The organism is Burkholderia sp. F1, from assembly GCF_050813845.1.
GTDB classification, from domain to species: Bacteria; Pseudomonadota; Gammaproteobacteria; order Burkholderiales; family Burkholderiaceae; genus Burkholderia; species Burkholderia ubonensis.
Window position 1 is genome coordinate 843722 of sequence record NZ_CP172421.1, and the last position, 13312, is coordinate 857033.

Consider the following 13312-nt stretch of genomic DNA (forward strand, 5'->3'; position numbering starts at 1 on the left):
CGGGCGTTTGAATGCGGTTGGGGGCCGGACGGCCGAAGCCCCCGGCTTGCAGCCCTGGCCCGAGGCCGAATCTGAATCCGGGATCGAGCCTCGAGCCCCAACCGCTTTCGGTGCCAGAACGGCCCGTCAGGCCGCCAGCATTTCCTTCGCGTGCTTGCGCGTCGTTGCCGTGATCTCGAGCCCGCCGAGCATCCGCGCGACTTCCTCGACGCGGCTCGCCTTGTCGAGCGGGACGACCGTCGACACGGTGCCGCCGTTGTCGTCGGCGCCCTTGGCGACCTGGAAATGCTGGTCGCCGCGCGCCGCGACCTGCGGCAGATGGGTCACGCACAGTACCTGCCGGTCGCGGCCCAGCTGGTGCAGCAGCCGGCCGACCACTTCGGCGACGCCGCCGCCGATCCCCGTATCGACTTCGTCGAAGATCAGTGTCGGCGTCGGGCTCGCGGCGCTCGCAATGACCGCGAGCGCGAGGCTGACCCGCGCGAGCTCGCCGCCCGACGCGACCTTCGCGAGCGGCCGCAGCGGCACGCCCGGGTGCCCGGCGACACGGAACTCGACCTGCTCGAGGCCGTGCGGACCGCCGTCGGCGAGCGGCACGAGCGCGACCTCGAAGCTGCCGCCCGCCATCGACAGCTCCTGCATGCCGGCGGTCACGGCCGTGCCGAGCGCCCTGGCCGCCTGCGCGCGCGCCTTCGACAGACGTTTCGCGTCGGCGACGTAAGCGTCCCACGCCTTGGCCTGCGCGGCCTGCAGCGCGCCGAGGTCGGCGGCGGCGTCGAGCGCGGCCAGCTGCGCGCGCCGTGCCGCGTGCTCCTCGTGCAGCGTGTCGGGCGGCAGGCGGAATTTGCGTGCGGTCGAATGCAGCGCGTCGAGACGCGTTTCGACCTGGGCGAGCCGGTTCGGGTCGAGGTCGAGGCGCTGCGCGTAGTGCGACAGCGAGTACACGGCCTCCTGCAGCTGGATTTCGGCCGGCTCGAGCGACGCGAGCGCATCGCCGAGCGCCGGATCGTAGTCGGCGAGGCTGCGCAGCTTCGACACGATCGCGCCGAGCTGCGCGAGCATCGCGTCGTCCGCTTCGGACAGCGCGTTGAGCGCGCCCTGCACGCCGTCGATCAGGTTCGCCGAATGCGACAGGCGCTTGTGTTCGTTGCTGACCTCGTCCCATTCGCCGGGCTGCGGCGCGAGCTTGTCGAGCTCGGCGAGCTGCCACGCGAGCTTTTCGCGTTCGAGCTGCAGTTCGCGCTCGTGCGCCTTCGCCGCGTCGATCGCCTGGGTCGCGTCGCGCGACACGCGCCACGCGCGCGCGACGGTCGCGGCGTCGGCGACGAGGCCGGCATGGGTGTCGAACAGCTCGCGCTGCGCATCCGGCCGCATCAGCAACTGGTGCGCATGCTGGCCATGGATGTCGACGAGCATCTCGCCGACTTCGCGCAATTGCGCGAGCGTCGCGCTGGTGCCGTTGATGAACGCGCGCGAGCGGCCGTTCGCGTCGATCACGCGGCGCAGCATCACGGTGTCCTCGGCGTCGAACGCGTGCTCGTCGAGCCAGCGCGCGACGCGGTCGTGCTGGGTGAATTCGGCGGTGATGTCGGCGCGACCGCAGCCGGTGCGCACGACGCTCGCGTCGGCGCGTTCGCCGAGCGCCAGCGCGAGCGCGTCGATCAGGATCGATTTGCCGGCGCCGGTTTCGCCGGAGAAGACGGTAAGGCCGCTGTCGAATTCGAGATCGAGCGCGGCGACGATGACGAAGTCGCGGATCGAGAGGTGGCGGAGCATGGTATCGGGGCGGTTGGGCGTCAGGATGCCGTGTCGTCGTCTTCGTTCGATGCGTGCTCGTTCCAGTGCAGCTTCTTGCGCAGCGTCGCGTAATAGCTGTAGCCGATCGGGTGCAGGAACGGCACGGTGTGCTTCGAGCGGCGCACCTCGATCGTGTCGTTCAGTTCGAGCGCGGTAAACGACTGCATGTCGAAATTCACGTTGACGTCGCGCCCGCCGACGATCTGGATCGCGATCTTGGTGTCGTCGGGCAGCACGATCGGCCGGTTCGACAGCGCATGCGGCGCGATCGGCACGAGCACGATGCCCTGCAGCTGCGGATGGAGGATCGGCCCGGCCGACGACAGCGCGTACGCGGTCGAGCCGGTCGGCGTCGCGACGATCAGGCCGTCCGAGCGCTGGTTGTACATGTACCGGCCGTCCACCGACGCGCGCAGCTCGACCATCCCGGAAAAGCCGCTGCGGTTCACGACGACGTCGTTGAACGCGAGCGCGTGGTAGATCGGTTCGCCGTTGCGCATGATCCGGGCCTCGAGCAGCGACCGCTCCTCGCGCTCGAACTTGCCGGACAGCATCACGGGGACGAGCGCCTGCATGTCGGCCGCCGCGATGTCCGTGATGAAGCCGAGCCGGCCGTGGTTGATCCCGATCAGCGGCGTCTTGTACGGCGCAAGCTGCCGGCCGATGCCGAGCATCGTGCCGTCGCCGCCCAGCACGACCGCCACGTCGGCGCGCGCCCCGATTTCGGCCGGGGTGAGCGCCGGGTAGCTGGCGATGCCGATCTCGCGCGCGGTGTCGGCTTCGAAGACGACCTCGAACCCCTGCTTCGCGATGCAGGCGGCCAGCGTGGCGAGCGGCTCGGCGATGACGGGCGTGTTGCTCCGGCCGACGAGCGCGACAGTATGGAACTGATTACCGGTTTTCATGGCGGCATTACACCATAGCTCGTTGACGAAAAGAACCGTTTGCGGCCCCGGGCGCCGCGCCCGGCCCGTGTGCGTGCCGGGCGCGGCCACTCGCCGCAGTCGCGCGGTTGCGCTAAAATTTTCTACCATGCTAGATCCTCGCGCACGAACCCTCCTGAAAACCCTGATCGAACGGTATATCGCCGACGGTCAGCCGGTCGGATCGCGCACGTTGTCTCGTTATTCTGGGCTGGAACTGAGCCCGGCGACGATCCGCAACGTGATGTCCGACCTGGAGGAGCTCGGCCTCGTCTCGAGCCCGCACACGTCGGCCGGCCGGGTGCCGACCCCGCGCGGCTACCGCCTGTTCGTCGACACGATGCTGACGGTCGAGACGCCGATCGACGCCGAGGCGGTCGCCCGCCAGGTCCAGACCACGCTGCAGGCCGGCGAGCCGCAGCAGAAGGTGGTCGCGGCTGCGGCGAGCGTGCTGTCGAACCTGTCGCAGTTCGCGGGCGTCGTGCTGACGCCGCGCCGCAGCCACGTGTTCAAGCAGATCGAGTTCATGCGGCTGTCCGACAAGCGCATCCTGCTCATCATCGTCACTCCCGAAGGCGACGTGCAGAACCGGATGCTCGCGACGCCGCGCGACTACTCGCCGTCGCAACTGACCGAGGCGTCCAACTACATCAACGCGCATTTCGCCGGCCTGTCGTTCGACGAAGTGCGGCGCCGCTTGCGCGACGAGATCGACCAGCTGCGCGGCGACATGACCGCGCTGATGCACGCGGCCGTGACCGCGAGCACCGAGGTGCCGGATACGGAAGACACCGTGCTCATTTCCGGCGAGCGCAACCTGCTCGAGGTCGCCGACCTGTCGTCCGACATGGCGCGGCTGCGCAAGCTGTTCGACGTGTTCGACCAGAAGACCGGCCTCCTGCAGCTGCTCGACGTGTCGAGTCATGCGCAGGGCGTGCAGATCTTCATCGGCGGCGAATCGACGCTCGTGCCGATCGAGGAAATGAGCGTCGTCACCGCGCCCTACGAGGTGAACGGCCAGATCGTCGGCACGCTCGGCGTGATCGGCCCGACCCGGATGGCGTACAACCGGGTGATCCCGATCGTCGACATCACCGCGCGCCTGCTGTCGCTCACGCTCAGCCAGCAATAATCGGTCTGATGGCCAGTCCTGCCATCGTGCCGCAGCGCGCGGCGCGCCGCAATCGGCCGAACGGCCAGTCACCCCTTGCAGGACGGCCCGCTATAATTGAAAGCCGTCCGGTTTCGTGCCCCGAGCACGTCCTTGCTTATGCGCTTCGATCTTGAGCCGCCATCGAGCGTCGCGGCCGCCCATCGCATCGCGGTGCTGCTGATCAATCTCGGCACGCCCGACGCCCCGACGCCGCGCGCGGTCCGCCGCTATCTCGCCGAATTCCTGTCCGATCCCCGCGTGGTCGAAATCCCGCAGGCCGTCTGGCAGGTCCTGCTGCGCACGCTGATCCTGCCGTTGCGCGGCCGCGCGTCCGCGAAGAAATACGCGGCCGTGTGGATGCCGGAAGGCTCGCCGCTGCGCGTGCACACCGAGCGCCAGGTCGAAGGCGTGCGCCACCTGCTCGCGTCGAACGACTATCACGTGCTGGTCGACTACGCGATGCGCTACGGCAGCCCGGGCATTCCGCAGGTGCTCGCGCAGCTCAAGCGCGCGGGTGTCGAACGCGTGCTGCTGATGCCGATGTATCCGCAATACTCGGCGTCGACGACGGCGACCGCCTTCGACGCGGCGTTCAACGCGCTCGCGCGCATGCGCAACCAGCCGGAAGTCCGCACCGTGCGTCATTACGCCGATCATCCGGCGTATATCCACGCGCTCGCCGAGCAGGTGCGGCAGTACTGGGCGCAGCACGGGCGGCCCGATTTCGCGGCCGGCGACAAGCTGGTGCTGAGCTTCCACGGCGTGCCGAAGCGCACGCTCGACCTCGGCGATCCCTATCACGACCAGTGCCAGCAGACGGCCGCGCTGCTGATGACGGCGCTCGGGCTGTCGACGATCGAATGCCGCGTGACCTTCCAGTCGCGTTTCGGCAAGGCCGAATGGCTGCAGCCTTACACCGCGCCGACGCTGCGCGAGCTCGGCGAAGCGGGCGTGCGGCGCGCGGACGTGTTCTGTCCGGGCTTCACGGCCGACTGCCTCGAGACGATCGAGGAGATCGGGATGGAAGTGCGCGACGAATTCATCGCGGGCGGCGGCAAGGCGTTCCACCGTATTCCGTGCCTGAACGGCGCGCATGCGTGGATCGGCGCGCTCGGCGAGATCGTCGCCGAGAATCTGCAGGGCTGGCCGGTCAAGGCGGCGCAGCCGGAAATCATAGGCTGAAATGAAACGACCCCCACGCTCAATTCGTTCGCTGTCCCCCGAGGGGGCGGCCCGGCGGAGGCTGACATGAACTACCAGATTTCCACCGAGCCGGGCGCGCGGCTGCGCATCGACAAGTGGCTGTGGGCCGCCCGGTTCTTCAAGACGCGCTCGCTCGCGGCCGACGCGGTCGACAAGGGGCGGGTGCGGATCGGCGGCGCGCCGGTCAAGCCTGCCAAGGAGGTGCGCGTCGGCGACGAGGTCGAGATTGCGATCGACGGCATCGTCTGGCACATTGCCGTGCTGGGCGTGTGCGACGTGCGCGGGCCGGCGAGCGTCGCGCAGACGCTTTACGCGGAGACGGAGTCCGGGCGGGCCGCGCGGCTCGCCGAACAGGAGCGGCGACGCACGTTCCACGAACCGGCGGCCGAACTGCACGGCCGGCCGACGAAACGCGACCGTCGCATCATCGACAGATTTTCGGGTGGGAGCTGAACATCTGGTCCAGCGTCGCCTGTACGCTGCCGTATTCGGTCGTGCGGTCGGTGACCGCCCCGGACAGACAGATGGTGGTGGTGCCAGCAATGAGTACCAGCGCGACCACCGATATGGCAAAGGTCAGTTTCACGGTACTCCCCTCGAGAAGACGGGTGAAAATGGCGCCTGGTGGAGTTCGGGCAACGGTCGGGTCAGGGTAAACGCGCCGCTCCGATGCCTGAAGTGCAGTGTAGTGCAGCGTCCGGAGGCGAGCTAGTACTCGCCGGGTAAGCGTTGTTACAGGCCGTTTCGACCGCCCGGGCGGCGGTTGCCGCGGACGGCGCGGTTGATTCGCGACGCTGGCGAATGCGCGCGAATAACCCTCTTGAACTTGGTGTTTTCGCCCTTATCTGCACCAGTAATGTGCGGTGCCGTCGACGATTCGTCAGACGGTTTCCGATTTGGCTTCAACCTCTAATCGACTTTCAGCGACATGGAAAACACGCAAGAGAACCCGGCTACCCAATCGGCCGAAGACATCGGCAGCGAGACGCAGGCGGCGCAGGGCGCCGCGCCGGCAGCCGTTGCCGCCGAAGCGGCGCTCGCCGAGGCTCAAGCCAAGGTCGCCGAGCTGCAGGAAAGCTTCCTGCGGGCGAAGGCCGAGACCGAGAACGTGCGCCGCCGCGCGCAGGACGACGTCGCGAAGGCGCACAAATTCGCGATCGAGAGCTTTGCGGAGCACCTGCTGCCGGTGCTGGACAGCCTCGAGGCGGCGGTCGGCGACACATCCGGCGACCTCGCGAAGGTGCGCGAGGGTGTCGAGCTGACGCTGCGCCAGCTGACGAGCGCGCTCGAGAAGGGCCGCGTCGTCGCGATCAACCCGGTGGGCGAGAAGTTCGATCCGCACCAGCACCAGGCGATCTCGATGGTGCCGGCCGAGCAGGAGCCGAACACCGTCGTCGCCGTGCTGCAGAAGGGCTATACGATCGCCGACCGCGTGCTGCGCCCGGCGCTCGTCACGGTCGCGCAACCGAAGTAAGGCTGCCATGGTGCCCGCCGGCGTCGATCCGGCCGCATTCGTCGCGTTCGACATGCAGGCGCTGTCGGCTGAAACGTTCGACGCCGGCCTCGCGGGAGCGGGCGACGCGCTCGCCGTGGTGTTCTTCTGGGGCGTCGACTGCTTCAACTGCGAAATCGCGAAGAAGGCGATGCTCGCGCAGCCGGACGCCATCCGCGCGCTGGGCCTGAAGTGGTTCCACAGCAACGTCTACGAACACCGCGACCTCGGTCGACGCTTCGGGCTGCACGGCGTGCCGACGTGGTTCTTCTTTCACCGCGGCAGGCGGCTCGGCCGCGCGACCGGCTGGCACGGTCTCGCGCAGTTCCAGGCGGCGGTGGCGGCAGCGCGGGCGAAGGTCGTGACGGCCGGCGCTCCGGCGGACGGCAACCCGGCGCCGTCCGGCGATTGAAAAAATTTAATAGCCGCATCGCTTGTCGGGTCTTGAAAACGGCGCGAGCGGACTTATTTCGGGAACAGAGTTGAATTCGGCGCGCGAAACGGCCAAAAAAAGCAGGTTTTCGCGCAGCAATCAAGGATTTCTGGAGATTAGGAAAAATGGGAAAGATCATCGGTATTGACCTCGGCACCACGAACTCGTGCGTCGCCATCATGGAAGGCAACCAGGTCAAGGTCATCGAGAACTCGGAAGGTGCGCGCACCACGCCGTCGATCATCGCCTACATGGACGACAACGAAGTGCTCGTTGGCGCGCCGGCCAAGCGTCAGTCGGTGACGAACCCGAAGAACACGCTGTTCGCGGTCAAGCGCCTGATCGGCCGCCGCTTCGAAGAGAAGGAAGTCCAGAAGGACATCGGCCTGATGCCGTACGCAATCGTCAAGGCGGACAACGGAGACGCGTGGGTCGAAGCGCACGGCGAGAAGCTGGCGCCGCCGCAAGTGTCGGCCGAAGTGCTGCGCAAGATGAAGAAGACGGCCGAAGACTACCTCGGCGAGCCGGTCACGGAAGCCGTGATCACGGTGCCGGCGTACTTCAACGACAGCCAGCGCCAGGCAACCAAGGACGCGGGCCGCATCGCGGGCCTCGAAGTCAAGCGGATCATCAACGAGCCGACCGCGGCCGCGCTCGCGTTCGGTCTCGACAAGGTCGAGAAGGGCGACCGCAAGATCGCCGTGTATGACCTCGGCGGCGGCACGTTCGACGTGTCGATCATCGAGATCGCGGACGTCGACGGCGAAATGCAGTTCGAAGTGCTGTCGACCAACGGCGACACGTTCCTCGGCGGCGAGGACTTCGACCAGCGCATCATCGACTACATCATCGGCGAGTTCAAGAAGGAGCAGGGCGTCGACCTGTCGAAGGACGTGCTCGCGCTGCAGCGCCTGAAGGAAGCCGCTGAAAAGGCGAAGATCGAGCTGTCGTCGAGCCAGCAGACCGAAATCAACCTGCCGTACATCACGGCGGATGCATCGGGTCCGAAGCACTTGAACCTGAAGATCACCCGCGCGAAGCTGGAAGCGCTGGTCGAGGATCTGGTCGAGCGCACGATCGAGCCGTGCCGCATCGCGATCAAGGATGCGGGCGTCAAGGTGTCGGACATCGACGACGTGATCCTGGTCGGCGGCCAGACCCGCATGCCGAAGGTCCTGGAGAAGGTGAAGGAATTCTTCGGCAAGGATCCGCGCCGTGACGTGAACCCGGACGAAGCCGTCGCGGTCGGCGCGGCGATCCAGGGCCAGGTCCTGTCGGGCGACCGCAAGGACGTGCTGCTGCTCGACGTGACCCCGCTGTCGCTCGGCATCGAGACGCTCGGCGGCGTGATGACGAAGATGATCAACAAGAACACGACGATCCCGACGAAGCACGCGCAGGTGTATTCGACGGCGGACGACAACCAGGGCGCCGTGACGATCAAGGTGTTCCAGGGCGAGCGCGAAATGGCGGCCGGCAACAAGCTGCTGGGCGAGTTCAACCTGGAAGGCATCCCGCCCGCACCGCGCGGCGTGCCGCAGATCGAAGTGACCTTCGACATCGACGCGAACGGCATCCTGCACGTCGGCGCGAAGGACAAGGCGACCGGCAAGGAAAACAAGATCACGATCAAGGCGAACTCGGGCCTGTCCGAAGCCGAGATCGACCAGATGATCAAGGACGCGGAAGCGAACGCGGCGGAAGATCACAAGCTGCGTGAGCTGGCCGATTCGCGCAACCAGGGCGACGCGCTCGTCCACAGCACGAAGAAGGCGCTGACCGAGTACGGCGACAAGCTGGACGCGGGCGAGAAGGAGAAGATCGAGGCCGCGCTGAAGGAGCTCGAGGAGGTTCTGAAGAGCACCGCGAGCGACAAGGCCACGATCGATGCGAAGGTCGAAGCCGTGGCGACGGCCTCGCAGAAGCTCGGCGAGAAGATGTACGCCGACATGCAGGCCCAGCAGGCAGGCGCGGCCGGTGCGGCGGGCGCAGCGGAAGGTGCGGCCCACGCGGGCGGCGCGCAGCAGGCTGCGGACGACGTCGTCGACGCCGAGTTCAAGGAAGTGAAGAAGGACTGAGCCGGGTTGCAACAGCACCGTACGCCGCGCGCGAGCCGCGCGCGGCGCGGCTGACAAGCGGTCTGTCTTTCCTTCCGGATGGCCGGATCGACTCTACGCCTGGCGGGCTTCGCGGCCCTCCGGGCACATTTGTTTTTTGGCGGGCGCTGCGCACGCCGTCCCCGGACGGCGCGCCGCAACGCCAGACGAGTCGCGAGACTTTACTGCAGGCGAAAGGAGCCGTTGCGTGCATCAGGCGTGGCGGCAGTGAATCGATATGGCGAAACGGGATTACTACGAGGTTCTGGGCGTCGCGAAGAATGCGAGCGACGACGAAATCAAGAAGGCATATCGCAAGCTTGCGATGAAGTATCACCCTGACCGCAATCCGGACAACAAGGATGCGGAAGAGCATTTCAAGGAGGCGAAGGAAGCCTACGAAATGCTGTCGGACAGCCAGAAGCGGGCCGCGTACGACCAGTACGGCCACGCGGGCGTCGATCCGAACATGGGCGGTGCGGGCGCACAGGGCTTCGGCGGCTTTGCCGACGCGTTCGGCGACATCTTCGGCGATATCTTCGGCCAGGCGGCGGCGGCGGGTGGCCGTGGCGGCCGGGGCGGTCCGCAGGTGTATCGCGGCGCGGACCTGCGCTACAGCATGGAAATCACGCTCGAGCAGGCCGCGCACGGCTACGACACGCAGATCCGCGTGCCGAGCTGGGTGTCGTGCGAGATCTGCCACGGTTCGGGCGCGAAACCGGGCACCAAGCCCGAGACCTGCCCGACCTGTCACGGCCAGGGCACGGTGCGGATGTCGCAGGGCTTCTTCAGCATCCAGCAGACCTGCCCGAAGTGCCACGGCAGCGGCACCTACATTCCCGAGCCGTGCGCGCATTGCCACGGGTCGGGCAAGGTGAAGGAAACCAAGACGCTCGAAGTGAAGATCCCGGCGGGGATCGACGACGGCATGCGGATCCGTTCGGCCGGCAACGGCGAGCCGGGCATCAACGGCGGGCCGCCGGGCGACCTGTACGTCGAGATCCACATCAAGCCGCACTCCGTGTTCGAGCGCGACGGCGACGACCTGCATTGCCAGATGCCGATCCCGTTCACGACCGCCGCGCTCGGCGGCGAGATCGAGGTGCCGACGCTGGCCGGCCGCGCGACGTTCCCGGTGCCGGAAGGCACGCAGTCGGGCAAGACGTTCCGCCTGCGCGGCAAGGGCATCAAGGGGCTGCGCTCGAGCATCGCGGGCGATCTGTACGTGCACGTGCAGGTCGAGACGCCGGTGAAGCTGACCGAGCAACAGCGCGATCTGCTCAAGCAGTTCGAGAAATCGCTGGCCGAAGGCGGTGCGCGCCACAGCCCGCAGAGCAAGAGCTGGTTCGACCGGGTGAAGAGCTTCTTCGAGTAACGGCATGACTGAAGGCAGCGAGAGCGCGTCGTTCGCGCTCTTGGACGATTGCGACTCGACCGCGTCCGCGCGGTCGAGTCGCTTGTATGCGGGCTTCGTGCGCGAGCGGGTGTGCGCCGATCCCGCGCAGCTCGACGCGATCGATGCGGCGCTTGCGCAGGACCTGCGCGACGGGCTGCACGCGGTCGTGGTCGGCGATTACGAATTCGGACGCAACCTGCAATGGGCGCAGCCGGGCGAGGCCCCGCTGCGCTTTTTGCTGTTTGCGCGCTGCGAGCGCCTGTCGCGCGACGAGGTCGATGCGTGGCTCGCGCAACGCGACGGCGGTGCGCAAGCGCCGTCGATCGCGGGCGTCGCGCACGTGACGAAGAGCGTGACGCGCGACGCGTTCGATGCGGCGATCGCCGCGGTGCACGACGCGCTGTGCGCGGGCGACTCGTATCAGGTCAACTACACGTACCGGCTGCATTTCGACGCATTCGGCGCGCCGCTCGCGCTGTACCGGCGCCTGCGCGCGCGCCAGCCGGTGCGCTACGGCGCGCTGATCGCGCTGCCGGACGGCGCGTGGGTCGTGTCGTGCTCGCCGGAGCTGTTCGTCGAGCGGCACGGCGACGTGCTGCGCGCGCGGCCGATGAAGGGCACCGCGCCGCGTTCGGGCGATCCGCAGCGCGACGCGCAAGCCGCGGCATTCCTCGCGAACGACCCGAAGAACCGCGCCGAGAACGTGATGATCGTCGATCTGCTGCGCAACGATCTGTCGCGGATCGCGCGCACGGGGACGGTCAGGGTGCCGGCGCTGTTCTCGGTCGAGCCGTATGCGTCGGTGTGGCAGATGACGTCGACCGTCGAAGCCGGATGGCGCGACGGCACGACGTTCGCCGACATGCTGCGCGCGCTGTTTCCATGCGGCTCGATCACCGGCGCGCCGAAACACAAGACGATGCAGCTGATCGACGCGATCGAGTCGACGCCGCGCGGCCTCTATACGGGGGCGATCGGCTGGGTCGACGCGCCGCCCGAACCCGCGGCGGGCTGCGGCGATTTCTGCCTGTCGGTGGCGATCCGCACGTTGACGCTCGGCGCGGCCGGCCTAGGCGCGGCCGGCGAAGGCGCGGCCGGCGAAGGCGCGGCCATTGCCGGCGGCTGGCGTACCGGCACGATGGGTGTCGGCGCGGGGATCGTGCTCGACAGCGTCGCCGCCGACGAATATGCGGAGTGCGAATTGAAAGCGCAATTCCTGACCGATGCCGATCCCGGCTTCCAGCTGTTCGAAACGACCTGCGCGACGCGCGCGGACGGCATCCGCCATCTCGACCGGCATCTCGCGCGGCTGCAGCGCAGCGCGGACGCGTTCGGCTTCCGCTTCGACGCCGCTGCGCTGCGCCGCGAGATCGACGCACGCTGCGCGTCGCTCGACGGCGGCGGTCCGCACCGGATGAAGCTCGCGCTCGCGAAGGACGGCGCGTTCGAGATCGTCTCCGCGCCGCTCAAGCCGCTGCCGGCGGGCCCCGCAGGCTTGCTGCTCGCCGCCGATCACGGCTTCGCGCCGACGCACTCCGCCGATGCGCTGCTGCTGCACAAGACGACCCGCCGCGCCGACTACGATCGCGCGTGGCAGGCCGCCGAGGCGCTCGGCTGCTTTGACATGCTGTTCGCCAACGAACGCGGCGAAGTGACGGAAGGCGGCCGCTCGAACCTGTTCGTGAAGCTCGATGGCCGATGGGTGACGCCGCCGCTGTCGAGCGGGGTGCTGCCGGGCGTGATGCGCGGCGTGCTGCTCGACGATCCGTCGTTCGGCGCGACGGAGCGCGTCGTGACACGCGAGGACCTGTCGCGTGCGCAAGCGCTGCTGCTGACCAATGCGCTGCGCGGCGCGCTGGATGCGGTGCTGAAATGATGTGACCGGCGAGGGCGCGCCGGTCGTCCCGAATGCAACGATAAAAAAACGCGGCGCCTTTTACGGGGCGCCGCGTTTTTTTGTCTGCGAGCCGACGGCAAAGCGCCGTCCATGCGTCAGAACGAATGTTCCGGCCCGGGGAACGAGCCGTCCTTGACCGACTTCACATAAGCGTCGACCGCCGCCGCAATGTTCGGCTGGCCCTGCATGAAATCCTTGACGAAGCGCGGCCGCTTGCCGGGGAAGATGCCGAGCATGTCGTGCAGCACCAGCACCTGGCCCGAGCAGTCGGCGCCCGCGCCGATGCCGATCGTCGGAATGCGCAGCATGTGCGTGACTTCGGACGCGACGAGCGTCGGCACGGCCTCGAGCACCACGAGCTGCGCGCCCGCGTCCTCGATCGCGCGCGCGTCGCGCAGCAGTTGCGCGGCGCTGGCTTCGGTCTTGCCCTGCACCTTGAAGCCGCCGAACGCGTGCACCGATTGCGGCGTCAGGCCGACGTGCGCGCACACGGGCACCGCGCGCTCGACCAGGAAGCGCACGGTGTCGGCGAGCCACTCGCCGCCTTCGAGCTTCACCATCTGCGCGCCGGCGCGCATCAGCTTGACCGAGCTCGCGAACGCGTCGGCGGGCGTGCCGTACGTGCCGAACGGCAAGTCCGCGACGATCAGCGTGCGCGGCTGCGCGCGTGCGACGCAGGCGGTGTGATACGCGATGTCGTCGAGCGTGACGGGCAGGGTGGTGGTGTGGCCTTGCAGCACGTTGCCGAGCGAATCGCCGATCAGGAGGACGTCGACGCCCGCGCGGTCGAGCAGCGCGGCGAAGCTCGCGTCGTAGCAGGTCAGCATCGCGATCTTCTCGCCGGCGTCGCGCATCGCCTGCAGCTTCGGCACGGTCACGGCAGGCCGGCTCGATTCCTGGAGATAGGTCATGGGAAATCCGG

12 protein-coding genes are annotated in these 13312 nt (G+C 67.9%); 8 read left to right on the forward strand and 4 right to left on the reverse strand.

What is annotated here, in order from left to right:
• Positions 1–126: 126 nt before the first annotated feature.
• Positions 127–1776: a DNA repair protein RecN gene (gene recN / locus ACFIMZ_RS04085; RefSeq protein ID WP_431821505.1), complete on the reverse strand. Its 1650-nt coding sequence runs from the start codon at positions 1774–1776 to the stop codon at positions 127–129.
• Positions 1777–1796: 20 nt separating this feature from the next.
• Positions 1797–2702 (reverse strand): NAD kinase, encoded by a 906-nt coding sequence (locus ACFIMZ_RS04090; protein ID WP_431821506.1) that lies wholly within the window; start codon positions 2700–2702, stop codon positions 1797–1799.
• A 127-nt stretch (positions 2703–2829) separates the two neighbouring features.
• On the opposite strand from ACFIMZ_RS04090, the gene hrcA reads away from it, so the two are divergent.
• From hrcA to ACFIMZ_RS04105, 3 genes are all read left to right on the forward strand, one after another.
• Positions 2830–3852 carry a heat-inducible transcriptional repressor HrcA gene (hrcA, locus tag ACFIMZ_RS04095; RefSeq protein ID WP_174964085.1) on the forward strand — a complete coding sequence of 341 codons (1023 nt, stop codon included), beginning with the start codon at positions 2830–2832 and terminating at the stop codon, positions 3850–3852.
• A 138-nt stretch (positions 3853–3990) separates the two neighbouring features.
• Entirely contained in the window at positions 3991–5055 is a 1065-nt protein-coding gene (gene hemH, locus ACFIMZ_RS04100; protein ID WP_431821507.1) for a ferrochelatase, read from the forward strand.
• Between the two features lie 66 nt (positions 5056–5121).
• Positions 5122–5529 (forward strand): RNA-binding S4 domain-containing protein, encoded by a 408-nt coding sequence (locus tag ACFIMZ_RS04105; protein WP_431821508.1) that lies wholly within the window; start codon positions 5122–5124, stop codon positions 5527–5529.
• Here the strand turns inward: ACFIMZ_RS04105 and ACFIMZ_RS04110 are convergent.
• Complete coding sequence (locus ACFIMZ_RS04110; protein ID WP_174964088.1) at positions 5501–5662, reverse strand: hypothetical protein; 162 nt, start codon at positions 5660–5662, stop codon at positions 5501–5503. The genes ACFIMZ_RS04105 and ACFIMZ_RS04110 overlap by 29 nt on opposite strands.
• 342 nt (positions 5663–6004) lie before the next feature.
• Here ACFIMZ_RS04110 and grpE point away from each other — a divergent pair, with 342 nt between their 5' ends.
• The 5 genes from grpE to ACFIMZ_RS04135 all read left to right on the forward strand — a co-directional run bounded on the left by grpE (position 6005) and on the right by ACFIMZ_RS04135 (position 12369).
• Entirely contained in the window at positions 6005–6550 is a 546-nt protein-coding gene (grpE, locus tag ACFIMZ_RS04115; protein WP_431821509.1) for a nucleotide exchange factor GrpE, read from the forward strand.
• A 7-nt stretch (positions 6551–6557) separates the two neighbouring features.
• Complete coding sequence (locus ACFIMZ_RS04120) at positions 6558–6980, forward strand: thioredoxin family protein (RefSeq protein ID WP_431821510.1); 423 nt, start codon at positions 6558–6560, stop codon at positions 6978–6980.
• 146 nt (positions 6981–7126) lie between these two features.
• Positions 7127–9079, forward strand: coding sequence for a molecular chaperone DnaK (gene dnaK, locus ACFIMZ_RS04125; protein ID WP_431821511.1), 1953 nt, complete (start codon positions 7127–7129; stop codon positions 9077–9079).
• Between the two features lie 256 nt (positions 9080–9335).
• Positions 9336–10472 (forward strand): molecular chaperone DnaJ, encoded by a 1137-nt coding sequence (gene dnaJ, locus ACFIMZ_RS04130; RefSeq protein ID WP_431821512.1) that lies wholly within the window; start codon positions 9336–9338, stop codon positions 10470–10472.
• Positions 10473–10476: 4 nt separating this feature from the next.
• Positions 10477–12369: a chorismate-binding protein gene (locus ACFIMZ_RS04135; RefSeq protein WP_431821513.1), complete on the forward strand. Its 1893-nt coding sequence runs from the start codon at positions 10477–10479 to the stop codon at positions 12367–12369.
• A gap of 116 nt (positions 12370–12485) precedes the next feature.
• Here ACFIMZ_RS04135 and panB read toward each other — a convergent pair whose 3' ends face one another.
• Positions 12486–13301, reverse strand: coding sequence for a 3-methyl-2-oxobutanoate hydroxymethyltransferase (gene panB, locus ACFIMZ_RS04140; RefSeq protein WP_431821514.1), 816 nt, complete (start codon positions 13299–13301; stop codon positions 12486–12488).
• Positions 13302–13312 lie beyond the last annotated feature (11 nt).